This window comes from Catellatospora bangladeshensis, assembly GCF_016862575.1.
GTDB classification, from domain to species: domain Bacteria; phylum Actinomycetota; class Actinomycetes; order Mycobacteriales; family Micromonosporaceae; genus Catellatospora; species Catellatospora bangladeshensis.
The window spans coordinates 102,184-124,596 of record NZ_BONF01000005.1; the positions used below are offsets into that span (position 1 = coordinate 102,184).

The 22,413-nt window shown below is 72.9% G+C and carries 24 protein-coding genes; 10 read left to right on the forward strand and 14 right to left on the reverse strand.

Going from position 1 to position 22,413, the window contains the following annotated elements; genetic code table 11:
* Positions 1-14 precede the first annotated feature (14 nt).
* The 5 genes from Cba03nite_RS03250 to tsaB form a co-directional block, all read right to left on the reverse strand.
* Positions 15-695, reverse strand: a complete 681-nt coding sequence (locus Cba03nite_RS03250) for an HAD family hydrolase (protein ID WP_239125454.1) — start codon at positions 693-695, stop codon at positions 15-17.
* 92 nt (positions 696-787) lie between these two features.
* The gene (locus tag Cba03nite_RS03255) at positions 788-1,042 is read right to left on the reverse strand and encodes a hypothetical protein (protein ID WP_203742084.1); all 255 of its coding nucleotides are present in this window, start codon (positions 1,040-1,042) and stop codon (positions 788-790) included.
* A gap of 37 nt (positions 1,043-1,079) precedes the next feature.
* Positions 1,080-2,180, reverse strand: a complete 1,101-nt coding sequence (gene tsaD, locus Cba03nite_RS03260) for a tRNA (adenosine(37)-N6)-threonylcarbamoyltransferase complex transferase subunit TsaD (RefSeq protein ID WP_203742098.1) — start codon at positions 2,178-2,180, stop codon at positions 1,080-1,082.
* A gap of 2 nt (positions 2,181-2,182) precedes the next feature.
* A complete protein-coding gene (gene rimI, locus Cba03nite_RS03265) occupies positions 2,183-2,623 on the reverse strand; it encodes a ribosomal protein S18-alanine N-acetyltransferase (RefSeq protein ID WP_203741600.1) in 441 nt (146 codons plus the stop codon).
* Positions 2,620-3,297 (reverse strand): tRNA (adenosine(37)-N6)-threonylcarbamoyltransferase complex dimerization subunit type 1 TsaB, encoded by a 678-nt coding sequence (gene tsaB / locus Cba03nite_RS03270; protein ID WP_203741601.1) that lies wholly within the window; start codon positions 3,295-3,297, stop codon positions 2,620-2,622. Before tsaB ends, rimI begins: the two co-directional genes overlap by 4 nt.
* A 168-nt stretch (positions 3,298-3,465) precedes the next feature.
* On the opposite strand from tsaB, the gene alr reads away from it, so the two are divergent.
* The 3 genes from alr (at position 3,466) to tsaE (ending at position 6,285) form a co-directional block, all read left to right on the forward strand.
* A complete protein-coding gene (gene alr, locus Cba03nite_RS03275; protein WP_203741602.1) occupies positions 3,466-4,602 on the forward strand; it encodes an alanine racemase in 1,137 nt (378 codons plus the stop codon).
* Between the two features lie 70 nt (positions 4,603-4,672).
* On the forward strand, positions 4,673-5,812 hold the full coding sequence (locus Cba03nite_RS03280) for an alpha/beta fold hydrolase (protein ID WP_203741603.1): 1,140 nt from the start codon (positions 4,673-4,675) through the stop codon (positions 5,810-5,812).
* On the forward strand, positions 5,809-6,285 hold the full coding sequence (gene tsaE / locus Cba03nite_RS03285; protein ID WP_203741609.1) for a tRNA (adenosine(37)-N6)-threonylcarbamoyltransferase complex ATPase subunit type 1 TsaE: 477 nt from the start codon (positions 5,809-5,811) through the stop codon (positions 6,283-6,285). Before Cba03nite_RS03280 ends, tsaE begins: the two co-directional genes overlap by 4 nt.
* 69 nt (positions 6,286-6,354) lie before the next feature.
* On the opposite strand, the gene Cba03nite_RS03290 is transcribed toward tsaE, so the two are convergent.
* The 3 genes from Cba03nite_RS03290 to Cba03nite_RS03300 all read right to left on the reverse strand — a co-directional run bounded on the left by Cba03nite_RS03290 (position 6,355) and on the right by Cba03nite_RS03300 (position 9,370).
* Positions 6,355-6,744: an endonuclease domain-containing protein gene (locus tag Cba03nite_RS03290; RefSeq protein ID WP_203741611.1), complete on the reverse strand. Its 390-nt coding sequence runs from the start codon at positions 6,742-6,744 to the stop codon at positions 6,355-6,357.
* A 750-nt stretch (positions 6,745-7,494) separates the two neighbouring features.
* Entirely contained in the window at positions 7,495-8,970 is a 1,476-nt protein-coding gene (locus Cba03nite_RS03295; RefSeq protein ID WP_203741613.1) for an NAD(P)H-hydrate dehydratase, read from the reverse strand.
* A 25-nt stretch (positions 8,971-8,995) separates the two neighbouring features.
* Positions 8,996-9,370, reverse strand: coding sequence for a holo-ACP synthase (locus Cba03nite_RS03300; RefSeq protein ID WP_203741615.1), 375 nt, complete (start codon positions 9,368-9,370; stop codon positions 8,996-8,998).
* A 23-nt stretch (positions 9,371-9,393) separates the two neighbouring features.
* Between Cba03nite_RS03300 and Cba03nite_RS03305 the strand changes: the two genes are divergently transcribed.
* From Cba03nite_RS03305 to Cba03nite_RS03315, 3 genes are all read left to right on the forward strand, one after another.
* The gene (locus Cba03nite_RS03305; RefSeq protein ID WP_203741617.1) at positions 9,394-11,004 is read left to right on the forward strand and encodes an amidohydrolase; all 1,611 of its coding nucleotides are present in this window, start codon (positions 9,394-9,396) and stop codon (positions 11,002-11,004) included.
* Between the two features lie 324 nt (positions 11,005-11,328).
* Positions 11,329-11,655 (forward strand): type VII secretion target, encoded by a 327-nt coding sequence (locus Cba03nite_RS03310; protein WP_203741619.1) that lies wholly within the window; start codon positions 11,329-11,331, stop codon positions 11,653-11,655.
* Complete coding sequence (locus tag Cba03nite_RS03315) at positions 11,652-13,334, forward strand: alpha/beta hydrolase (protein ID WP_203741621.1); 1,683 nt, start codon at positions 11,652-11,654, stop codon at positions 13,332-13,334. Before Cba03nite_RS03310 ends, Cba03nite_RS03315 begins: the two co-directional genes overlap by 4 nt.
* A 48-nt stretch (positions 13,335-13,382) precedes the next feature.
* Here Cba03nite_RS03315 and glmS read toward each other — a convergent pair whose 3' ends face one another.
* The gene (gene glmS, locus Cba03nite_RS03320) at positions 13,383-15,287 is read right to left on the reverse strand and encodes a glutamine--fructose-6-phosphate transaminase (isomerizing) (RefSeq protein ID WP_203741623.1); all 1,905 of its coding nucleotides are present in this window, start codon (positions 15,285-15,287) and stop codon (positions 13,383-13,385) included.
* Between the two features lie 174 nt (positions 15,288-15,461).
* On the opposite strand from glmS, the gene Cba03nite_RS03325 reads away from it, so the two are divergent.
* Complete coding sequence (locus Cba03nite_RS03325) at positions 15,462-15,992, forward strand: MmpS family transport accessory protein (RefSeq protein ID WP_203741625.1); 531 nt, start codon at positions 15,462-15,464, stop codon at positions 15,990-15,992.
* 104 nt (positions 15,993-16,096) lie between these two features.
* Here Cba03nite_RS03325 and glmM read toward each other — a convergent pair whose 3' ends face one another.
* The 3 genes from glmM to rplM all read right to left on the reverse strand — a co-directional run bounded on the left by glmM (position 16,097) and on the right by rplM (position 18,544).
* Positions 16,097-17,440, reverse strand: a complete 1,344-nt coding sequence (glmM, locus tag Cba03nite_RS03330; RefSeq protein WP_203741627.1) for a phosphoglucosamine mutase — start codon at positions 17,438-17,440, stop codon at positions 16,097-16,099.
* A gap of 160 nt (positions 17,441-17,600) precedes the next feature.
* A complete protein-coding gene (gene rpsI / locus Cba03nite_RS03335; protein WP_203741629.1) occupies positions 17,601-18,080 on the reverse strand; it encodes a 30S ribosomal protein S9 in 480 nt (159 codons plus the stop codon).
* A 20-nt stretch (positions 18,081-18,100) separates the two neighbouring features.
* Positions 18,101-18,544 carry a 50S ribosomal protein L13 gene (gene rplM / locus Cba03nite_RS03340; protein ID WP_203741631.1) on the reverse strand — a complete coding sequence of 148 codons (444 nt, stop codon included), beginning with the start codon at positions 18,542-18,544 and terminating at the stop codon, positions 18,101-18,103.
* Between the two features lie 347 nt (positions 18,545-18,891).
* On the opposite strand from rplM, the gene Cba03nite_RS03345 reads away from it, so the two are divergent.
* From Cba03nite_RS03345 to Cba03nite_RS03355, 3 genes are all read left to right on the forward strand, one after another.
* On the forward strand, positions 18,892-20,238 hold the full coding sequence (locus Cba03nite_RS03345) for an MFS transporter (RefSeq protein WP_203741632.1): 1,347 nt from the start codon (positions 18,892-18,894) through the stop codon (positions 20,236-20,238).
* Positions 20,239-20,428: 190 nt separating this feature from the next.
* Complete coding sequence (locus tag Cba03nite_RS03350; RefSeq protein ID WP_203741634.1) at positions 20,429-21,022, forward strand: malonic semialdehyde reductase; 594 nt, start codon at positions 20,429-20,431, stop codon at positions 21,020-21,022.
* A 53-nt stretch (positions 21,023-21,075) separates the two neighbouring features.
* A complete protein-coding gene (locus Cba03nite_RS03355) occupies positions 21,076-21,576 on the forward strand; it encodes a MarR family winged helix-turn-helix transcriptional regulator (protein ID WP_203741636.1) in 501 nt (166 codons plus the stop codon).
* 13 nt (positions 21,577-21,589) lie between these two features.
* On the opposite strand, the gene Cba03nite_RS03360 is transcribed toward Cba03nite_RS03355, so the two are convergent.
* Positions 21,590-21,883 carry a type II toxin-antitoxin system PemK/MazF family toxin gene (locus Cba03nite_RS03360; protein WP_203741638.1) on the reverse strand — a complete coding sequence of 98 codons (294 nt, stop codon included), beginning with the start codon at positions 21,881-21,883 and terminating at the stop codon, positions 21,590-21,592.
* The gene (locus Cba03nite_RS03365; RefSeq protein WP_203741640.1) at positions 21,873-22,133 is read right to left on the reverse strand and encodes a DUF6364 family protein; all 261 of its coding nucleotides are present in this window, start codon (positions 22,131-22,133) and stop codon (positions 21,873-21,875) included. The genes Cba03nite_RS03360 and Cba03nite_RS03365 overlap by 11 nt, the downstream gene beginning before the upstream one ends.
* Positions 22,134-22,413 lie beyond the last annotated feature (280 nt).

Sequence of the window (22,413 nt, forward strand, 5' to 3'; positions counted from 1 at the left end):
CGTTTTTCGCCTGTTCACGCAGCCAGCAGGCCGGGCAGGTCACCCAGACGGCGTACCGTCTCGCCGGTCCAACCCGGATCGCCGTCGGCGTACTCCACGGTCCGGATCACGCGCATGCCCAGCGCCGCGGCCGCGTTCAGCTCGCCGCCCCAGCCGTCGCCGACGAAGACGCAGTCCTCCGGCGCCACCCCCAGGTCACCGCAGACCTTCAGGAAGATCACCGGATCCGGCTTGACCGCGCCCAGCAGGCAGGAGAACGCGGCCACGTCGAACCGGGACGCCAGCGGCTGCCCGCGCCAGAGCGTCACCGTCTCCGTCGAGCAGTTGCTGACCAGCCCCAGCGGGTGGCCCAGCGCGCGCAGCCGGTCCAGCACCGCGAGCGTGCCCGCGGGCGGCCACAGCAGCTCGCGGCAGAACCGCAGCCGGGTCACCTCCGCGAACCGCACCGCCTGCTCCGTCGGCTCGCCGCCCAGCCGGTACGCCAGGGTGCGGATCGTCTCGGCGAGGGTGCCGAACTCACCCCGCATCCGGGCCGACGTCGTGCCGCGGAACAGCGCCGCGAACGGCTCGGGCGGCACGCCCAGCGCCGCCGCCATCCGCCGGCTCACCTCGTCGCGCTGCTCCTGCGGCCGGTCCGGGAGCAGCGTCTCGTAGAGGTCGAAGAGGATCGCACCCCGCCGCCGCGCCCGCCGCATGTCCAGCACGCGCAGAGGCTACCGGAGTATGGGACGCGAGGGCACCGCTGTACGGCCGGGATCGGCGTCACGGGCGGACCGTTCCGCGTCGATCACCGGTCGACGGGGGTGAAGTCCCAGACGTGGGGCGAGCGGGCGGTGAGGTTGTCGGGCGGGTCGGGCAGCGGGCGCGGGTCGCTGCGCCAGCGGGAGATGACCACGATGCGCTGGTCGGTGGAGGAGAACACCTCGCTGGCGATGTGCAGCGGCTCGACCTCGATCCGCGGCACCGCCTCGTCGCATACCCAGTTCAGCAGGTCCGTGAAGGTGCGCGGGTATGCGCGCACCTCCCACATCCGCACGATCACGTCGTCGCCCTCAGCACCGGGCAAAGCTACACCTCCGCTATCGGCTCGTCCCGGCCAGTCCGCTCTCATGCGGCTGGCCAAGGGACTCCCCGACAGCGGCCACCAGCGTCAGCGGCATCGCGGAGTCGGCCGGGAAGTCCAGCTTGGACGGAGCGTTGCCGGCGGCCACCAGATGCGCCCCGAGCGCGGCGACCATGGCGCCGTTGTCCGTGCACAGCTTCGGCCGCGGCACCCGCACCGTGATGCCGTACTTCGCGGCGCGCTCGGCGGCCATCGCCTTCAGCCGCGAGTTCGCCGCCACGCCGCCGCCGATGACCAGGGTGTCGATGCCCTGCGTCCGGCAGGCGTCGATCGCCTTCATGGTCAGCACGTCGCAGACCGCGTCCTGGAAGCTCGCCGCCACGTCGTCGACCGGCACCGGCTCGCCGCTGCGCTCGCGCGCCTCCACCCAGCGGGCCACGGCCGTCTTCAGACCCGAGAAGGAGAAGTCGAACCGGTGCTCGACCAGGTCCTTCGGCGCCGTCAGGCCCCGCGGGAAGGTGATCGCGAGCGGGTCGCCGTTGCGGGCCGCCTTGTCGATCGGCGGGCCGCCCGGGAACGGCATGCCCAGCAGCCGGGCCACCTTGTCGAACGCCTCGCCGGCCGCGTCGTCGATGGTCGCGCCGAGCGGGGTCACCCCGCGGGCCAGGTCGTCGACCCGCAGCAGCGACGAGTGCCCGCCGGAGACCAGCAGCGCGATCGCGGGCTCGGGCAGCGGCCCGTGCTCCAGGGTGTCCACCGCGACGTGCGCGGCCAGGTGGTTCACCCCGTAGATCGGCTTCTCGGCGGCCAGCGCCAGGCCCTTGGCCCCGGCGACGCCGACCAGCAGCGCCCCGGCCAGGCCCGGCCCGGCGGTCACCGCGATGGCGTCGATGTCGGCCAGGGTCACCCCGGCCTCGTCCAGGGCCCGGTGCAGCGTCGGCACCAGCGCCTGCAGGTGCGCGCGGCTGGCCACCTCGGGCACCACGCCGCCGAAGCGGGCGTGCTCGTCCACGCTGGAGGCGAGCGCGTCGGCCAGCAGGGTGTGCCCCCGCACGATGCCCACGCCGGTCTCGTCGCAGCTGCTCTCGATGCCGAGGACGAGCGGCTCATCCTTCAAGGTCACGGTTCTTCCCGTCTCATCACCAGGGCGTCGGTGTTGCTGGGCTGGTAGTAGCCCTTGCGTACGCCGATCGCCTCGAAGCCGTACGCGGCGTAGAGCCGCTGCGCGGCGGCGTTGTCCGCCGCGACCTCCAGCAGGATCTGCTTCACCCCGTGCCGCCCGGCCTCGGCGAGCAGCCCCTCCAGCAGCGCCCGGCCGATGCCGCGCCGCTGCGCGTCCCGGCGTACCGCGATGTTGTTGATCCAGCCTTCGCCCTGCCCGACGGCCAGCCCGGCGTAGCCGAGCACGGTGCCGTCGTCGTCCGTGGCGACCAGGTAGTGGTGCCCGTTGGCCAGCTCGTTCCAGAACATGGCCGCGGTCCACTGCTCGGCGCCGAACAGGTCCGCCTCGACCGGCAGCAGCTCGTCGATCTGCCACCACCGCAACCGGTCGATCTTCATCGCTCGCTCGCCGACAGCGCGGGCTTGCGGGCCGACGGCTCGACCGCGTCCGGGCGCCGCAGGTAGAGCGGCGTGAGCGGCTCGCTCGGCGCACCTTCGCGGACCCGCTGCGCGGCGATCTCGACCAGCGCGCCCGGGTCGGGGAAACGCGCGTCGCCGACGGGCAGGCCGAGCTGGTCGGCGTACTTCTGCGCGCCCTCGCCCACGGCCGTGGTCACGCCGAACTCCGCGAGCCGGGGCGCCACGTCGGCGGGCTTGTCCACGGCCGGGCCGGTCAGCGGGCTGCCGTCGGCGTACACCGCCCAGTAGACCTCGCGGCGGCGGGCGTCCGTGGCGACCAGGGCCCGTCCCGTGGTGCGCAGGCCCAGCGCGTCCAGCGTGCAGACGCCGTACGCCGGGATGCCCAGCACCATCGTCAGCGACGCCGCGGTCATCAGCCCCACCCGCAGGCCCGTGAACGGCCCGGGACCCACTCCCGCGACGACCGCGGCCAGGTCCCGGGGCTTGACCCCGGCCTCGCCCAGCACCGCGTCGATCTGCGGCGCGAGCAGCTCCCCGTGCGCCCTGCCGTCCACCGCCGCCCGCTGCGCGAGCAGCGCATACCCCGACGGACCGACCTCCGCCAGCGCCGCCGTCACCGCCGGCGTAGCCGTATCCAGAACCAGCACCAACACGCCACCCACCCTACTGCCCACCCCACCCCACCCGGTTGATCATGAACCTATGGCAAGGCTCGGCGGCGTGTCGCGGACACAGCCTCCTGATCGACTTCCGGCCGCCCGTTGTGGGACGGCGCGCGGCCCTGGGCGGTGTGCGGCGTACTGCTGGGTAGGCTGGGACACATGTGGCAAGGCGACGCTCAATCCCAGGTCGTGGTCGACCTCGACGCGATCCGCGCGAACGTGGCCACGCTGCGGTCGCACACCACCGCGCAGGTGATGGCCGTGGTCAAGGGCGACGGGTACGGGCACGGCATGGTCCCCGCCGCCCGCGCCGCGCTGTCCGGCGGCGCGACCTGGCTCGGCGTGTGCACCCTGGAGGAGGCCTTCGGCCTGCGCGACGCCGGCCTGACCGCCCCCGTGCTGTCCTGGCTGTGGCTGCCCGGCCAGCCCGTGGGCCGCGCGATCGAGCGTGACGTCGATCTCAGCGTGGCCAGCCTGTCCCAGCTCGCGGCCGTGCTCGCCGGGGCGCGCGAGGCCGGTCGCGCCGCGCGGCTGCACCTCAAGATCGACACCGGGCTGTCCCGGGGCGGCGCCACCGCGCAGGAGTGGCCGCAGCTCGTCGAGGCCGCCGCCAAGGCCCAGGCCGACGGGTACGCCGAGATCGTCGGCGTGTGGAGCCACTTCGTGTACGCCGACGCCCCCGGCCACGAGACCATCGACCTGCAGCTCGCCGGTTTCACCGATGCGCTCGGCGTCGCGTTGCGCCTCGGCGTCGAGCCGCAGCTGCGCCACATCGCGAACTCGGCCGCCACGCTCACCCGCCCCGACACCCACTTCGACCTGGTCCGGCCCGGCATCGCGGTGTACGGCCTGTCCCCCGTCGAAGACCCGGCGATCCGCGCCTCGCTGCGCCCCGCGATGACCGCCCGCGCCCGGGTGCTGCTGGCCAAGCGCCTGCCCGCCGGGCAGGGCATCTCGTACGGGCACACCTACGTCACCGAGCGCGAGTCGACCGTGGCGCTGGTGCCGCTCGGTTACGCCGACGGGGTGCCCCGGCACGCCTCCAACAGCGGCCCGGTGCTGCTCAACGGCGCCCGCTACACCGTCGCCGGCCGGGTGTGCATGGACCAGTTCGTGGTCGACGCCGGGGACGCGCCGGTCGCCGAGGGCGACGAGGTGATCCTCTTCGGGCCGGGCGACCGCGGCGAGCCCACCGCCGACGACTGGGCCGAGGCCGTCGGCACCATCAACTACGAGATCGTGACCCGCTTCGGCAGCTCCCGGGTCCCGCGCGTGTACCGCGGTGATGACGCATGAGCGAGCCTTGCGAGCGAACCGGCTGGCATGTCTCCGCTCAGGCACGCGACGAGCGCGGCGAGGAGCGGGCATGAGCGACACGACCACCGAGAGCAAGGCCGTGGAGAAGGCGGCGGGCGGCAGGCGGCGGGCCGGGCTGATCGGTGCCGTGATCGGTGTCGCCGCGGCCGGCGTCGCCGCGGGCGTCGCCGTCGAGCGGCTGGTCGTCCGGCGCACCCGGGAGAAGCCGGAGGGCGACCCGTACGCCGACGAGCCCTTCGGCCGCCTGCCCTACGACGAGACGCTCACCGTCACCACCGACGACGGCGTCGAGCTGCACGTCGAGATCGTCGAGCCGGTCGACGGGATCGCGGTCGAGCCGCTGCGCCCCGGACCGCCCGAGCCGACCATCATCTTCGTCCACGGCTTCTGCCTCGACCAGGGCACCTTCCACTTCCAACGCAAGGCCCTGGACGCGCTCGGCGAGCACCGCATGGTCTTCTACGACCAGCCCGGCCACGGCCTGTCCACCGCGCTGCACGAAGGCGAGTACGAGCTGCCCGCGCTCGGCGACGCGCTCTACGACGTCATCAAGGCCACCGCCCCGGTCGGGCCGATCGTGCTGGTCGGCCACTCGATGGGCGGCATGGCCATCATGGCCTGCGCCGAGCAGCACCCCGACCTGTTCGCCGACCGGGTGGCGGGCGCCGTGCTCATGGCCACCAGCGGCGGCCAGCTCGACGGCATCAGCTACGGCAACCTGCCCAACATCCTCAACCGGGCCAGCGGCCCGCTGCTCGGCCTGCTCACCGGCGCGGCCCGGTTCACCGGCCCGATGATCGACGCGGCCCGGCAGGCCAGCACCGACCTCGCCTGGCTGCTGACCAGGCGGTACGGCTTCGGCGGCGACAAGCCCAGCCCGGCGCTGGTGTCGTACGTGGAGCAGATGAACTCGCGGACCAGCACCGAGACCGTCGCCCGCTACATCCGCACCATCAACAGCCACGCCCGCTACCCCGCGCTGCGCGCCCTCAACCAGGTGCCCGTGCTGGTCATCTGCGGCGACTGCGACCTGATCACCCCGGTGGCGCACTCCGAGGAGATCTGCCGGCTGCTGCCGCACGCCAAGATGGTGCTCATCCCCGACAGCGGGCACGTGACCATGCTGGAGCACGCCGACGAGGTCAACCAGGCACTGATCACCTTCCTGGACGAGCTGGAGCTCCGATGATCCTGACCACCGTGGACGACACCCGCGCCTTCGGCGCCCGCCTGGCCGCCGTGCTGCAGCCCGGCGACCTGGTCGTGCTCAGCGGCCCGCTCGGCGCGGGCAAGACCGCCCTGGCCCAGGGCGTCGGGCGCGGCCTGCGGGTGCTCGGCGACGTCACCTCGCCGACGTTCGTCATCGCGCGCGTGCACCGGCCCGACCGGGCAGCGGGCGGCACGGTGCCGATGGTGCACGTGGACGCGTACCGGCTGGGCAGCGTCACCGACCCGCGCGCCCAGGTCGACGACCTCGACCTCGACGCCTCGGTCGACGACTCGGTCACCCTCGTCGAGTGGGGTGAGGGCATGGTCGAGCAGCTCGCGGACTCCTACCTGGAGGTCCGCATCGACCGCCGCGACGACGACACCCGCGAGGTCACCCTCGTCGGCCACCACGGCACCTGGCCCACCCGCCTCACCACCCTCACCCCCGCCTGACCCACCCCGCTGCCGCCCTCGCGCCCTCGGGCTTCCGGCGAGCAGTTTCGGGGAAACTGCGGCTTCAGCTCACGAGGTTCGTGCAGTTTCCCCGAAACTGCACGAACCTCGTGCTCCGCGGGCGCGACGCGTGGGACGCCAGCCGCGGGTGCGCAGGGCGGTGCGGACTTCGGCGGTGAAGGCGGGAAGGTCGTCGCGGAGGCGCTGGGCGGTCAGGTGCAGCACGATCCAGTCCTGGCCGACCAGGCGGTTGAGGCGCTGACGGTCGCGATGGAACTGGTCGGCCTGGGCGTGCCAGACGCCGTCGTACTCGACGGCGACCCGGTATTCGGGCCAGGCCAGATCGACGCGGGCGACGAACCGGCCGCGATCCTCGACCACGTGCTGGGTGACCGGTCTCGGCAGCCCGGCCAGCACCAGCCCGACCCCGGGTGCGCGACTCGGGTGCCGACTGCGCACCGCCGTCAGCCAGCTCGACAGCCTTGCCGAACCGGCCGCCACCGCGCTGGTCCAGCTTGTTGTGCGCGTGCCTGCGCAGCTCACTGAGATCGACCGCACTGCGGCCCAGCAACGAGTCGACGTGGGCGACGGCCTCGGCCGGCTCATACCACTGCGCCAGATCCCAGCACGTGCGCAGTGGTGACGTGACCCGTGCCCGGCCCCGCGAGACGAACTCCGCCGTGGTGACGTCCGCCGTGTGCACGCGCAGCCCGGCCACCGGGCCGAATCGGTGCCTCGGCGGAACGAGCACCTCGACCGGTTCCGCGTCCGCCGGGGCCAGGCCGCCGTGGAACGCCACCGCGGATTTGCCCGCGATGGCCGCCTGTGCGGGGATGAGCCAGCGCACGGCCGCCTCACCGCGGGCCAGGTGGGAAACGCTCATCCGGGCGTCGGCGTACACCCCGCGGAAGATCCGCTGCCACGCGGAGCCGCGCAGCTCGTTGGCGCTCACGAGCCCGAGCCCGACCGCCTCCCGCGCCGAGAACACCTTGCCGACCAACCGCGGGCTCTGCCGAGAAGTCCGAGACACCCCGCCACCCTGCCCCACCCGCCACTTTCCCGCTCCCGTCCCTGTGGATAACCCGCGCCGGGAGGGCAGTTTCCGGGAAACTGCACGAATCTGAGCGGGTGAGCCTGCAGTTTCCCCGAAACTGCGGGCGTCGCGGGGCGGGCGTCGGGGAGGCGGGCGTCACGGGGCGCGCGGGGCGGTCAGCGGGGGCGGACGGGGGCGACGCCGATGGGGGCGTGGGTGAGGGAGGCGATGGTGGGGCGGAGGGCGGCGGCTACGTCCACCGCGGTGACGGGGCCGGTAGTGGCGGCGAGGCGGCCGGCGAGGCCGTGGGCGTAGGCGGCGGCGACGGCGGCGCGGATCGGCGGCAGGCCGCCGGCGAGCAGGGAGCCGAGCAGGCCGGAGAGCACGTCGCCGGTGCCGCCGGTGGCCAGGGCGGGGGTGCCGGTCGGGTTGACCCACGCCTCGCCCGACGGGCCCGCGACGACGGTCCGGTCCCCCTTGAGCAGCACCACCGAGCGGGTCCAGGCGGCGAGCTTCTGCGCGGCGGCGACGCGGTCGGCGCCGGGGTGCTCACCGGCGAGCCGGGCGTACTCCCGGTCGTGCGGGGTGAGCACGGTCGGCGCGTCGCGGCGGCGCAGCTCACCGGACATGGAGCCGTCCACGAGCAAGGTGATGGCGTCGGCGTCGAGCAGCACGGGCACCGGCGCGGCGAGCACCGAGCGCAGCTCGCCCGCGGCCCGCTCGTCGGTGCCGAGGCCGCTGCCGCATACCCACGCCTGCACCCGGCCCGCGTCGGCCACGCGCGGCGCGGCGATGACGCTGGGGTGCGCGGGCACCACCAGCTCGTGTGCCGACCCGGCGTAGCGGACCAGGCCGGCCGGCCCGGCGAGCGCGCCGGACAGGGACAGCAGCGCGGCGCCCGGGTACTCGGCGGAGCCGGTGGCGACGCCGACGACGCCGCGGGTGTACTTGTCGGAGATCGGGCCGGGCTGCGGCCACCAGGCGGCGAGGTCGGCGGTGTCGGCGACGCGCAGCGCCGGGTCGGCGGGCAGGTGCGGCATGATGCCGATGTCGACCAGTTCGACCTGCCCGGCCAGCACCGCGGCGGGGCCGACCACGTGGGCCGGTTTGAGGCAGCCGAAGGTGACGGTCACGTCGGCGCGTACGGCGGTGCCGGGCACGTCACCGGTGTCCACCCCCACGCCGGAGGCGACGTCGACCGCGATCACGGTGGGGCGCGGGTCGAGGGCGGCGAGCTGCTCGGCCAGGGTCAGCGCGGTGCCGCGCAGGGCGCCGGTCGCGCCGATGCCGAGCAGGCCGTCGACGACCAGGTCGATCCGGCGCGGCCAGTCGGGCAGCACCCGGCCGCCCGCGGCGCGCAGCGCCGCCAGGCCCTCGGCATGGGCCCGCTTCGGGTCGCTGAGCAGCGCGCCGACCTGGACTCCCTGCCGCGCCAGCTTGGCTCCGGCGTACAGGGCGTCGCCGCCGTTGTCGCCGGGGCCGACCAGGAGCACGACCCGCGAGGCGTACACCCCGCCCTGGTCCCGCAGGGTCACCGCGCAGCGGCGGGCCAGCCCGGCGGCGGCGCGCTGCATGAGCGTGCCCGGCGGCAGCGTCGCCATCAGCGCGGACTCGGCCGCCCGCACCTGCGCGACGCGATACACCGGCCTCATGGGCGGACCTCCCGTGCCGGGCGGCTCACAGCCCTGCCTCGGCGATGACGACGGCGGAGGCGATGCCCCCGTCGTGGGACAGGGACAGGTGCCAGCGCTCCACGCCACGCTCGGCGGCGACCGCCGCGACGGTGCCGGACACGGTCAGCCAGGGCCGCCCGTCCGGGTCCACCACGATCTCGCAGTCGTGCCAGTGCATGCCCGCGGGCGCGCCCAGCGCCTTGGCCACCGCCTCCTTGGCGGCGAACCGCGCGGCCAGCGACTCGGGCGAGCGCTCGTGGCCCGAGCTGGTAGTGCGCTCGGCCTCGGTGAACAGGCGCTCCTTGAGCTGCGGGGTGCGCTGCAGCGCCTGTGCGAACCGCTCGACCAGGACGACGTCGTTGCCCACCGAGACAATCACGTGTTGACCTTAAGGTCTCAGGTGTGGATCTGGTACTTCGCTCCGGGAATGTGTACGGCGTGCGCGGCGCCACGGCGTGCGCGGTCGACCAGGGCGTGATCGTCGCCGTCGGCTCGGACGACGAGGTGTCTTCGCTGGTCACGGCCCGGACCGAGGTGGTGGACCTGGCGGGGCGGCCGCTGCTGCCGGGGTTCCAGGACGCGCACGCGCACCCCGTGTTCGCCGGGCTGAACCTGCTCCGCTGCGACCTGACCGAGCCGCACGACGAGGCCGGCTACCTGCGGGAGCTGGCCGCGTACGCCGCCGCGCACGGCAACCGGCCGTGGGTGATGGGCGCCGGGTGGTCGTACGACGCGTTCGGCGGCGGCCAGCCGCACCGGGCGGCGCTGGACGGCGTGATCGCCGACCGGCCCGTGTACCTCGCGGTGCAGGACGCGCACAGCGCCTGGTGCAACTCGCGCGCGCTGGCGCTGGCCGGGATCGACCGGCACACCCCCGACCCGGAGGGCGGGCGGATCGAGCGCGACGCCGACGGCGAGCCCACCGGCGTGCTGCACGAGAGCGCGATGGAGCTGGTCAGCTCGGTGGCCCCGCGACCGGACGCGGCCGAGATCCGGCGCGCGCTGCTGCTGGCCCAGTCCCGCCTGCACGCGCTGGGGGTGACCGCCTGGCAGGACGCGATCCTCGGCGACTACGGCGGCTGGCCGGACGCCTTCGACGCGTACCGGTCCGCCGACGCGGACGGGCTGCTCACCGCGCGGGTGCGCGGGGCGCTGTGGTGGGAGCCGTCGCGCGGCCTGGAGCAGCTCGCCGAGCTGCGGGAACGCCGGGCCATGGCGCGCGCCTCGGGGGGCGCGAACTTCCGGGCGGAGACCGTCAAGATCATGCAGGACGGGGTGGCCGAGAACTTCACCGCCGCGATGATCGACCCGTACCTGGACGGCTGCGGCTGCGCCACCGACCGCCGCGGCATCTCCCGGGTCGACCCCGCCGAGCTGCGGGAGATCGTGTCGCTGCTCGACGCCGACGGGTTCCAGGTGCACTTCCACGCGATCGGCGACCGGGCCGTGCGGGAGGTGCTGGACGCGGTCGAGCCGGTCGCGCGGTCGGCGCGGCGGCATCATGTGGCTCACGTGCAGGTGGTGCACCCTTCCGACGTGCCGCGTTTCGGGCGGCTCGGGCTCACCGTGACCATGCAGGCGCTGTGGGCGGTGCACGAACCGGCGATGGACGAGATGACCATCCCGTTCCTCGGGGCCGAGCGGGCGGGCTGGCAGTACCCGTTCGGCGCGGTGCGCGCCGAGGGCGGGCGGCTGGCGGCGGGCAGCGACTGGCCGGTGTCCGATCCCGACCCGATGCGCGCGATCCACGTGGCGGTGAACCGGGTCGCGCACCGCTGCGACGAGCCGCCGCTCGGGCCTGAGCAGGCGCTCGACCTGGGGACGGCGCTGGAGGCGTACACGGCGGGGTCGGCGTACGTGAACCACTTCGACGACAGCGGCCGGATCGCGCCCGGACTGCGGGCCGACCTGACCGTCCTGGATCGCGACCCGTTCGCGGGCCCGCCGACCGAGATCGGCGCCACCCGCGCCGCCCTCACCTGGGTCGCCGGCCACCTCGTCCACACCACCTGACCGCCACCGGCACCACCGCACCGCCGGGCCGCGCCCCCGGGCCCGGGCCCGGGGGCGAAGATCGCTGGTTCGTGTCAGAACCTGTGGTTGGAGCCCAGGTTGTGACACGAGACGGCGATCTTCGCGACGGATGGCGGCTCCGGGCGCGGCAGGCGGCCGGGTGACACGGCGGGCCTGCGCGGTGGGCCGAGTGACGGGCCGGGTGGACCGGCTAACAGGGCGCGGTGTCCGTCGGCAAGGCCTGTGGAAAACCTGTGGGTAACGGTAGTCGCGGTTATCCACAGGGGCTGTGCGGGTCCCCACCCGGCCGGAAGCATCCCTGCCATGAAACCGACCTTCGCCGACGGGTCCGTGCCGCTCAAGCCGGTGCTCGTGGAACCAGATGAACTGGTCAGGCTGGCCGCCTCGCTGGACGGCCTGTCCGGCGCGCTCGCCCGGGAGGCCCCGGCCGCGACCAGGCTGCGCGACTGCCCGCCGGGGTGGGCGGTGGGCGACGCCCAGGCCGCGCTGGCGCACGCGGTGACCGCGCAGCTGGCCGCCGTCGCGGCGGACATCGCCGGCTTCGGCGACCGCCTGCGGGTGGCCGGGCTCAGCTACGCCGACCGCGACTCCGACCTCGCCCGGAAGATCACCGCGGCGGCCCGCCGATGACCATCACGTACGCGCAGCTGCGCGACGCCGACCCGGCCCGGTGGCACGCCGGCGCGGCGGCCTGGCGCGGGCTGAGCCGCCGCGCCGACGAACACGCGGACGACCTCGCCGGCCACCTCGCCCGGGTGGATCGCGCCTGGAGCGGGGGCACGGCCGCCGACGCGGCCCGGGAGGCCGGTGCGGCGCTGGCCGCACGGTTGCTGGTGACGCCGGGCGCGCTGCTGGAGGCGGACCAGCTGCTGTCCCGGCACGCGGCGCGAATCGCCGTGCTCCGGGAGCGGCTCGCAGCCGCGGTCGACGCGACCCGCGGCAGCGCCGTGCGCGTCTCCGCGGTCGGCGACGTCAGCGTCGTGGCACCGCCGCACGGCTACGGCGACGATCGCGGCTCGGGCAGCGGACACGGCAGGCTGGGCTCGGGCAGCCGACGCGGCGGGCATGGTTCGGGCAGCGGGCAGAGCGCGGCCGGGGCGCCGGGGCAGGCGGACGTGGCGCTGGCCGTCCGGGTGGCCGCGGAGATCGACGCGGTGCTGGCGGCGGCGGACCGTAGCGACCAGGAGACCGCGAAAGCCCTGCACGCACTGGCCACGGCGGCTCGCACGGGCTGGGCGGGCAGCCCGGTGGCCGTGCCGAGCGGCGTGGGCCTGCTGCAGTTGGCGCAGTGGTGGGCGGGGCTGAGCGACGCCGAGCGCCGCTGGCTGGTGGCGCACCGGCCGGAGCAGATCGCCGGGCTGGACGGCGTGCCGGTGACCGCCCGCGACCGCGCCAACCGGGACCTGCTCGACCGCGAGCTGGACCGCCTGCGCGAGGCCGTGGCCGCGAGCCCCGGCGACACCGCCGCCCGGACCAGGCTCGACGCGCTCAGCGGCCTCTACCACCGGCTGGCGGCAGTCGAGCCGCGGGCGTACCTGCTGCGGTTCAGCGCGGGCGGGGACGGCCGGGCGGTGGTGTCCTTCGGCGATCCCGACGTCAGCGACAACGTGGCCACGTACGTGCCGGGCGCGGGCTCGTCGCTGGACGCGTTCGAGGGTGAACTCGATCGGGCCGCCACGCTGCAGCAGGCGGCCACGGCGCGGGCACCGGGTGAGGGCACCGCCGCGATCATGTGGCTGGGCTATGACGCGCCCGACGGGCTGGACGCCGCGCGCGACGACGCGGCCGTGGCGGCCCGGCCGGAGCTGACGTCGTTCCAGGCCGGGCTGGCCGCGACGCACGAGGGCGGCCAGGCCCGGCTGACGCTGATCGGGCACTCGTACGGCAGCCTCGCCGTCGGCGTGGCCGAGCGGGACGGGGCCGTGGTGGCGGACGAGATCGTGGCGCTGGGCAGCCCGGGGATGGGCGTGGACCGGGCCGCCGAGCTGCGCGATCCGGCGCACGTCTGGGCGTCCACCGCGCCCAACGACATCGTCCGGTTCGCGCCGTCGCCGGGTGAGGCGGTGGTGGGTGTGCTGGCAGGCGGCCCGGGGATGGTCGCGCTGGGCTCGGCGAGCGACGCGGTGCTCGGCGGTAACGCCGACCTGTGGCACGGGACGGACCCGTCCGCGGCCGAGTTCGGCGCGCGGGCGTTCCCGTCGAAGGCGGGCGCCGACCCGGTCGACGCCCACGCGAGCTACTTCGACCCGGCCGGGCCCGCGCTGCGGACCCTGGCCGGGATCGTGACCGGGCCGGCCACGCCGCCGTGACGAGCCTGCCCGGAGCGTGAAGCCCAGCCGGAATCAGGGCCGGGCCGGCTACTCCACCGTGACGGACTTGGCCAGGTTGCGCGGCTGGTCGACGTCGTGCCCGCTGGCGTCGGCGATCGCCGCGGCGAGCACCTGCAGCGGCACGGTGGTGACGAACGGCGCGAGCAGCGTCGGCGTCCGCGGCACCCGCACCAGCATGTCGGCGTACGGGACGACGGCGTCGTCGCCCTCCTCGGCGATGACGATGGTGTGGGCGCCGCGGGCGCGCACCTCCTGGATGTTGCTGACGATCTTGTCGTGCAGCACGCCGCGCCCGGCGGGCGACGGGACGATGCAGACCACCGGGGTGCCCCGGTCGAACGCGCGCCCGTCCCCGGCGGGTCCGGCGATCAGCGCGATCGGGCCGTGCTTGAGCTCGCCCGCGGCGAAGCCCTCGGCGTGCAGGTAGGCCAGCTCCTTGAGCTTGAGCGCACCCTCCAGCGCCACCGGGTAGCCGACGTGGCGGCCGATGAACAGCACCGTCGAGGCGTTGGTCTCGGCGAGCTGGCGGCCCAGCTCGCGGACCGGGTCCATGGCCGCCAGCACCTTCTCGATCTTGGCGGGCATCTCCTGGAGCTGTGCCAGCACCGCACCGACCTCGTCGGCGTACTTGACGCCGCGGACCTGGGCCAGGTGCAGGCCGACCAGGAAGCAGGCGGCGAGCTGGGTGAGGAACGCCTTGGTGGAGGCGACCGCGATCTCCGGGCCGCCGTGGGTGTAGAGCACCGCGTCGGACTCGCGCGGGATGGTGGACCCGTTGGTGTTGCAGATGGCCAGCACCCGGGCCTTCTGCTCCTTGGCGTGGCGCAGCGCCATCAGCGTGTCCATGGTCTCGCCGGACTGCGAGATGACCACGACCAGCGTGGACCGGTCGAGCACCGGGTCGCGGTAGCGGAACTCGCTGGCCAGCTCGACCTCGCACGGGATCCGCGTCCAGTGCTCGATGGCGTACTTGGCGACCAGGCCGGCATGGTACGACGTGCCGCAGGAGACGATGAAGACCTTGTCGACGTCGCGCAGGTCCTGGTCGGTCAGCCGGACCTCGTCGAGCATGATCTCGCCGTGCTCGCCGATGCGCCCGCGCAGGGTGTCGGCGACGGCCTGCGGCTGCTCGGCGATCTCCTTGAGCATGAACCAGGCGTGGCCGTCCTTCTCGGCGGCGCGGGCGTCCCAGTCCACGTGGTAGTCGCGGCCCTGCGCCGGGTTGCCGGCGAAGTCGGTGATCTCGATGGCTTCGGCGGTGATCAGGACGATCTGGTCCTGGCCCAGCTCGACGGCCTCGCGGGTGTGCTCGATGAACGCGCTCACGTCGCTGGCGAGGAAGTTCTCGCCGTTACCGCGGCCGACCACGAGCGGCGAGTTGCGCCGCGCGCCGACCACCGCGCCGGGCGCCTGCGCGTCGACGGCGAGCAGGGTGAACGCGCCCTCCAGCCGGTTGCAGACGCGGCGCATCGCGTCGGCGAGCGCCTGCGGGCTGCCCGCGACCCCGGCCAGCTCGGCGGCCAGCAGGTGCGCCACGCACTCGGTGTCGGTGTCGCTGGCGAACTCGACCCCGGATGCCTGCAACTCGGCCCGCAGCTTCGCGAAGTTCTCGATAATGCCGTTGTGGATCACCGCGATGCGGCCGTCGGCCGACAGGTGCGGGTGGGCGTTGCGGTCGGTGGGGCCGCCGTGGGTGGCCCAGCGGGTGTGCCCGATGCCCGTGGTGCCCGTACGCAGCTCGGCCTCGGACGCCTCGGCCAGCAGCTTCTCCAGGTTCGACAGCTTGCCGGCCTTCTTCGCCAGCAGCAGCCGGCTGCTCGCGAGCACGGCGACGCCTGCGGAGTCGTAACCCCGGTACTCCAGGCGACGCAGCCCTTCCAACACCACACCGAGCGCCGACTGGCCGCCCACGTATCCCACGATCCCGCACATGCCCGTTACCCTAGCGGAGTTTCGCTCATATTGCATGAGCGGAACGGGGGTATTCACGCATGCGTTCTGATTGCAATGCGGACGGACCTGGGGACGGGCCGGCGCGTGCCCGAATAGTGACGGGTTGGCGGCAGGGCTGGTGATCGACGGGCGCGGCTGCCCTACCATCCGCGCATGAGTTACCCCCCTCCTCAGCCTGACCCGTATCAGCCGTCGCCGCCGCAGTACGGCGCGCCTGCGTACATGAACCCGATCCAGCCGCCGAAGAAGAGCAAGGCCGGCCTGATCGTCGGGATCATCCTCGGCATCGTGCTCGTGCTCTGCGTGGGCTGCGGCGCCTTCGGCTACTTCGTGCTCGACTGGACCGGGGACAAGGTCCAGGAGATCGAGGACAGCCTGCCCAGCATGGGCGTCGTCACCGGTGAGGGCGGCGGCTCGCACACGGTGCGCTACACCGTGGAGGGCACCGGCCAGACGGTCATCACGTACTCCCTCGGCACCGGCGGCACGGAGAGCGAGACGGTCACCCTGCCCTGGAGCAAGGATCTCACCATCGCGTCGGACTCGTTCGCGGCTTCCGTGATCGCCCTCGGCGGCAGCGCGGACCTGGACGGCTGCAGCATCACGATCGACGGCAAGGAGCAGAAGCGCAGCAGCGCCACCGGCGCGACGGCCATCTGCACGACGGTCTTCGTAGGTGGTTGAACGCGAAGATCGCTGCCTCGTGTCACAACCTGGGCTTAGACCTCAGGTTCTGACACGAGACAGCGATCTTGCCAGCGGCGCGCGAGGCGCGACCGCCCCGCGAATCAGCCGACCGGGCTGGCGGCCCTGACGTCCGCGGCGATGCCCTCGGCGATCTTCTGCGCCACGTCCTCCGTGGACGCCTCCACCATGACCCGGACCAGCGGCTCGGTGCCGGACGGGCGCAGCAGCACCCGGCCGGTGCCGGCCAGCTGGGCCTCGGCGGCGGCGACCGCGGCGAGGATCTCCGGCGCGCGGGCCACGCCCTTGTCGGCGACCCTTACGTTGATCAGCACCTGCGGCAGGCGCTGCACCACGGCGGCCAGCTCGGCCAGGGTCTTGCCGGTCTCGGCGACCCGGGCCAGCAGGCGCAGGCCGGTGAGCACCCCGTCGCCGGTGGTGGCGTGCTCGGTGAAGACCACGTGGCCGCTCTGCTCGCCGCCCAGGCTGAACCCGCCGGCGCGCAGCTCCTCCAGCACGTACCGGTCGCCGACCTTGGTCTCGACCAGGGTGATGCCGGCCTCGCGCATGGCGATGCGCAGCCCGAGGTTGCTCATCACGGTCGCGACGAGGGTGTTCTCGGCGAGCGCCCCGGCGTCGCGCATGGCCAGCGCGAGGATCGCCATGATCTGGTCGCCGTCGACCTCCGCGCCGCTCGCGTCCACGGCCAGGCACCGGTCGGCGTCGCCGTCGACGGCGATGCCCAGGTGGGCGCCGTGCGCGACGACGGCGGCCTTGAGCGGGGCGAGGTGTGTCGCGCCGCACTCGTCGTTGATGTTCAGCCCGTCGGGCTCCGCGTTGATCGCGATGACCTCGGCCCCGGCCTCCCGGAACGCCTCGGGGGCGACGTCGCTGGCGGCGCCGTGGGCGCAGTCCAGCACGACCTTGATGCCGGCCAGCGGCTGCCCGGTCGCCTCGACCAGGTGCGAGGTGTAGTGCTCGGCGCCGTCGAGCAGGTCGTGCACCCGGCCGACCTGGGCCCCGGTGGGCCGCGTCCAGGTCGCGCCGAGCGCGGCCTCGATCGCGTCCTCCTGCTCGTCGGTGAGCTTGTGCCCGCCCGCGGCGAAGAACTTGATGCCGTTGTCCGGCATCGGGTTGTGGCTGGCGGAGATCATCACGCCGAAGTCGGCGCGCACCTCGGCGGTCAGGAACGCCACGCCGGGGGTCGGCAGCACGCCCACCCGGACCACGTTGGCACCGGCGCTGGCCAGGCCGGCGACCACGGCCGCCTCCAGCATCTCGCCGCTGGCCCGGGGGTCGCGGCCGACCACCACGAGCGGCGGCTGCACCCGGTCCTCCTGGTCGGGCAGCGTGTGCGCCGCGGCGACCGCGAGGGAGAGCGCGAGTTCGGGGCTGAGGTCCGCGTTGGCCAGACCGCGTACGCCGTCGGTGCCGAAGAGGCGTGCCATCCGGTGGCCCTTTCTGTGGGGTGCGAAAGGAGGGGGTACGACACGACCCGGCGCGCGGGTGGCGAGCCGAGGCCGGAGCTGCGGGGAAAAGTCGAACGGCCGGGCACGCCATCCCGCCTGGAAGCAGGAGCGTGCCCGGCCGTTCAGCAGCTGAAAGCGATCAACGCTTCGAGTACTGCGGAGCCTTACGGGCCTTCTTGAGACCGTACTTCTTGCTCTCGGTGACGCGGGCGTCACGGGTGAGGAAGCCGGCCTTCTTCAGCGCCGGGCGGTCGTCGAGGTCGAGCTCGCACAGCGCGCGGGCGATCGCCAGGCGCAGGGCGCCGGCCTGACCGCTGATGCCGCCGCCGCGCAGGTTGGCGACGACGTCGAGGGACTCGCCCTTCTCGGCGAGCACGAGCGGCTCCCGCACCGACTGCTGCGCGACCTTGCTGGGGAGGTACTTCTCCAGCTCACGGCCGTTGCAGGTGATCTTGCCGGTGCCCGGGATCAGGCGCACCCGGACGACGGCCTGCTTGCGGCGGCCGACGGTCTGGATCGGGCGGTCGCCCTTGAACTTCGGGGTGGCCGGCTTGGCAGCGACGGCGACCGAGGCCTCAGCCTCGACCACGGCCTGGGTCGGCACGGAAGTGTCGGTCATGGTGATTCCTTCGTCCGCGCTCACTGCGCGATCTGCTTGATCTCGAACGGCACCGGCTGCTGCGCCGCGTGCGGGTGCTCCGCGCCGGCGTAGACCTTGAGCTTCGACAGGATCTGCCGGCCCAGCTTGTTGTGAGGGATCATGCCCTTGACGGCCAGCTCGATCGCCTTCTCGGGGCGCTTGGTGAGCAGCTCCTCGTAACCCACGGCCTTCAGACCACCGGGGTGGCCGGAGTGCCGGTAGGCGATCTTGGTCGCGCGCTTGTTGCCGGTGAGGGCAACCTTGCCGGCGTTGATGATGATCACAAAGTCGCCGGTGTCGACGTGCGGCGCGAAAGTCGGCTTGTGCTTACCGCGCAGGAGGTTGGCGGTGTGGGTGGCGAGCCGGCCCAGCACGACGTCAGAAGCGTCGATCACGTGCCACTGACGCTCGATCTCACCCGGCTTCGGGCTGTACGTACGCACAGGTCTACCTTGTCTCGTCGTAGGTCTGTGTGACCGCGGGCGACCGCCCACGATCAACGGATTCTGCGATGCCGGCCGGCCGTGAACACGGACCGGCGCGCGAACGACAAGCCTACCTGAGCATCAGGACTGCCGGCTCGGCGCCACCTCTCGCACAACAGCCGCTAACGATACCCGCTGCCCCGCAGTGAGGTCAAAACGGCCCGACCCTCCTGTGGTATGGCGCTCCCTGTCCGGTTTTCCAGGGCGAACTCACAGCGCCGCGCCGGGCGCGGTGCGGCAGGGTTCACACCACGGGTACGGGACGCGGAACATCATCGCAATCACATGTTCGTAACTTGCTCGCTATGACCGTCACCGCGCCCGCGCCGCCGGCAAAGACGCCCGCCGCCGCCATCAGTAACTGGGATCCCGAGAACCCGGAGTTCTGGGCGTCCACCGGCCGCCGTGTCGCCCGGCGGAACCTGATCTTCTCCATCTTCGCGGAGCACCTCGGGTTCTCGGTGTGGACGCTCTGGAGCGTCGTGGTGGTGGCCATGCCCGCCACCGCCTTCCCGTACACCGTCGACCAGAAGTTCTGGCTGGTCGCGCTGCCGAACCTGATCGGTGCGCTGATGCGCATCCCGTACACCTTCGCGGTGACCCGGTTCGGCGGGCGCAGCTGGACCATGATCAGCGCGCTGCTGCTGCTGATCCCGATCACCGGCATGGTGTACGCGGTCACCGCCAAACCCGCGTACTGGGTGGTGCTGCTGCTGGCCGCCACGGCCGGTCTGGGCGGCGGCAACTTCGCCTCCTCCATGACCAACATCTCCTTCTTCTTCCCGGAGAAGGAGAAGGGCATGGCGCTGGGGCTCAACGCGGCCGGCGGCAACCTCGGCATCAGCGTGATGCAGCTGGTCGTGCCGATCGCGCTGTCCTTCGGGCTGGTCTACGGCGGCCTGATGTGGCTGCCGCTGGTGCTGGCCGCCGCGCTCTGCGCACACCTCTACATGAACAACCTGAGCGTGGCGAAGTCGCCGCTCAAGGCCCAGTTCGCCACGGTGAAGCGGCCGCACACCTGGATCATGTCCTTCCTCTACATCGGCACCTTCGGCTCGTTCCTCGGCTACTCGGCCGCCTTCCCGCTGGTGCTGAAGCTGCAGTTCCCGCAGGCGCCGGTGGCTCACCTGGGCGCCGCGACGATCACCCTGGCGTTCACCGGCCCGCTGATCGGCTCGCTGATCCGCCCGGTGGGCGGCTGGCTGTCCGACCGGGTCGGCGGCGCGCGGGTCACCGCGGCCTGCTTCGTGCTCATGGGCATCGGCTCCTACGGCGTCGTGGCCGCGGTGCAGGCCAAGAGCATGGCCGGCTTCCTCACCGCGTTCCTGCTGCTGTTCGCCGCGGCCGGGGCGGGCAACGGCTCGACGTACCGCATGATCCCGGCGATCTTCGCGGCGACCTCGCCCGACCTGGCCACCGCGAAGCGGGAGTCGGCCGCGACGCTGGGCATCGCCGGCGCCATCGGTGCGGTGGGCGGCTTCTACCTGCCCCGGGCGATCAGCGACTCGATCAAGGCCACCGGCGGCATCGAGACCGCGTTCGGCTGGTTCGCCGTGCTGTACGGCGTCTGCCTCGCCGTCACCTGGTGGTGCTACCTGCGCCGGCGCGTGCTGGTCGCCCAGGCGCCCAGCCTGGCCCACGCGGGCGTCTGACCCCTGGCCCTTCCTCCCCGCCCCGACCCCGGCCCGCCTGCCGGGGTCGGGGCATATTTACGTATGGGCAGCTCAGAGGCTAGATAGTGTCGCCTAGGCCACAGTGCGCCGCCTTGCGAAATAGTTGAAGCTTCACCAAAGTTGGTCCCAGGTGGCTGACACAGCCAGACCGACTTCGCAAGGAGACATCATGTCGATCGTCCTCGACCAGTCCGCGCAGGACCTGCTGTTCCGCGCCGCCCGCACCGCCAACACGTTCACCGACGAGCCGGTGAGCGACGAGCAGGTGCAGGCCATCTACGAGCTGGTCAAGTACGCCCCCACCTCGGTGAACATGCAGCCGCTGCGGGTCGTGCTGGTCCGCTCGGAGCAGGCCCGTGAGCGCCTGGTCGCGCAGATGGCCGAGGGCAACCAGGCCAAGACGGCCGCCGCCCCGCTGGTCGCGGTGCTGGCCGCCGACACGAACTTCCACGACGAGTTCCACCGCACCTTCCCGCACTTCCCCGGCGTGCGCGACTGGTTCACCGGCGACGACCACGCCCGTGCCGAGACCGCCCGGTTCAACGGCGCGCTCCAGGTCGGCTACTTCATCCTGGGCGTACGCGCGGCGGGCCTGGCCGCGGGCCCGATGACCGGCTTCGACGCGGCCGGTGTGGAGAAGGAGTTCTTCCCCGACGGCGAGCACCGGGTGCTGGCCGTGGTGAACATCGGCAAGCCGGGCGCCGACGCCTGGTTCGACCGCAGCCCCCGTCTGCCGTACGACGATGTCGTGACGACGGCCTGATCGAGACGATGAGGGGTGGGGACCGGTGTCCCCACCCCTCTAGGGTGTGATTCATGGTGACCACCACGACGCAGACGACCGAGGTCCCCTGGCTTACCGACCAGGAGCAGCGGGCATGGCGCAGCTTCCTGATGACCTCGAAGCTGGTCACGGCCGAGCTGGAACGTGGCATGGCCCAGCACGGCCTCTCCGGGACCGACTACAGCGTGCTGGTGTGCCTGTCCGAGGCGCCGCGGCGGCGGTTGCGCATGTCGGAGCTGTCGCACACGCTGCTGCTGGAGAAGAGCCGGCTGTCCCACCAGATCACCCGCATGGAGCGGGCGGGCCTGGTCCGCCGTGAGAGCTGCCCGGACGACCGGCGCGGGCAGTTCGCCGTGCTGACCGACGAGGGCTGGGAGACGATCCGGCGGGTCGCGCCGTTTCACGTCGAGCTGGTGCGGTCGATCTTCATCGACCGGCTGACCCCCGCCCAGCTCGCCCAGCTGGCGGAGATCTTCGAGCCGCTGCAGTCCTCGATGCGGGAGCAGTGCCCGAAGGACGAGGCCGAGTGCTGAGGGCTGCCGGGGCCTAGAGGTCCTGGATGATGCGCAGTGCGCGGCCCACCCGGCGCATGGTGTCGGTGTCGCAGACGTCCACCATGTCGGTGAACCACTTCTTCATGGGCGAGGACACCCGGTCCGGCATGATGATCAGCTCGCCCATCGGCACGGCCAGCGGCGAGTCGCGGAGCTCGTCCTCCTCGACGACCTCCGCGACTATGACGATCGGCACGTCCGTGCTGTTGTACACGTCGGAGCTGATGACCAGGCCGAGCCGCTCCCGGGCACCGTCGATCCGCCAGATCTCGCCTCTACGCAGCACGCCGCCCCCGTCCTGACAGTTCCAGGCGTACCAATTCGACTTCGCGCTCGTCGTCCAGAGCGTTCTTCTCCAAACGGTCGACGCCCGCCCGGCGGACCACGTCCGCGTGGGCGCTGAACAGCTCCCGTAGGGCCTTCTCCCGTGCGGCCTGATCCATCCAGGCCGACAGCGACAGCCCGTCGCGCTCGGCGTAACGGCGCGCTTCCTCAATCGTCTCGTCCGCGAAGGACAGCGTTACTTTGGCAGTCATGCCGATTAGATTACGCCCGGTGTGACCACGAGTCATCCTGTTCTTCGTGCCACTTGCGTGAGTGAGAATCACCCATTCTGAGCAGTTTTACGCATTGTGACGTCATCGTAACTGTTAGCGCCCGGATGGGAGAATCAACCATTCGGACGATCATCACCGTCACTGGACGGCGGACCCGCCCGGACAGCCCGGCCAGGGGTGCCACTGATCACTCCAGCGCCCCCAACAGCGCTTTCGTGCCGGACGTGCGCTGGTCTTAGCAGGTTGGAAACACAAGGGA

Excerpts from the sequence above, each read along its gene's own strand:
- Cba03nite_RS03365 (WP_203741640.1), bottom strand. The coding sequence starts at position 22,133 with ATGACTGCCAAAGTAACGCTGTCCTTCGCGGACGAGACGATTGAGGAA.
- Cba03nite_RS03315 (WP_203741621.1), top strand. The coding sequence starts at position 11,652 with ATGACCATCACGTACGCGCAGCTGCGCGACGCCGACCCGGCCCGGTGG.
- rpsI (WP_203741629.1), bottom strand. The coding sequence starts at position 18,080 with ATGACCGACACTTCCGTGCCGACCCAGGCCGTGGTCGAGGCTGAGGCC.
- Cba03nite_RS03310 (WP_203741619.1), top strand. The coding sequence starts at position 11,329 with ATGAAACCGACCTTCGCCGACGGGTCCGTGCCGCTCAAGCCGGTGCTC.
- Cba03nite_RS03295 (WP_203741613.1), bottom strand. The coding sequence starts at position 8,970 with ATGAGGCCGGTGTATCGCGTCGCGCAGGTGCGGGCGGCCGAGTCCGCG.
- Cba03nite_RS03345 (WP_203741632.1), top strand. The coding sequence starts at position 18,892 with ATGACCGTCACCGCGCCCGCGCCGCCGGCAAAGACGCCCGCCGCCGCC.
- alr (WP_203741602.1), top strand. The coding sequence starts at position 3,466 with ATGTGGCAAGGCGACGCTCAATCCCAGGTCGTGGTCGACCTCGACGCG.
- Cba03nite_RS03250 (WP_239125454.1), bottom strand. The coding sequence starts at position 695 with ATGCGGCGGGCGCGGCGGCGGGGTGCGATCCTCTTCGACCTCTACGAG.
- glmM (WP_203741627.1), bottom strand. The coding sequence starts at position 17,440 with ATGGCACGCCTCTTCGGCACCGACGGCGTACGCGGTCTGGCCAACGCG.
- Cba03nite_RS03280 (WP_203741603.1), top strand. The coding sequence starts at position 4,673 with ATGAGCGACACGACCACCGAGAGCAAGGCCGTGGAGAAGGCGGCGGGC.
- rimI (WP_203741600.1), bottom strand. The coding sequence starts at position 2,623 with ATGAAGATCGACCGGTTGCGGTGGTGGCAGATCGACGAGCTGCTGCCG.
- glmS (WP_203741623.1), bottom strand. The coding sequence starts at position 15,287 with ATGTGCGGGATCGTGGGATACGTGGGCGGCCAGTCGGCGCTCGGTGTG.
- Cba03nite_RS03325 (WP_203741625.1), top strand. The coding sequence starts at position 15,462 with ATGAGTTACCCCCCTCCTCAGCCTGACCCGTATCAGCCGTCGCCGCCG.
- Cba03nite_RS03350 (WP_203741634.1), top strand. The coding sequence starts at position 20,429 with ATGTCGATCGTCCTCGACCAGTCCGCGCAGGACCTGCTGTTCCGCGCC.
- Cba03nite_RS03355 (WP_203741636.1), top strand. The coding sequence starts at position 21,076 with ATGGTGACCACCACGACGCAGACGACCGAGGTCCCCTGGCTTACCGAC.
- tsaE (WP_203741609.1), top strand. The coding sequence starts at position 5,809 with ATGATCCTGACCACCGTGGACGACACCCGCGCCTTCGGCGCCCGCCTG.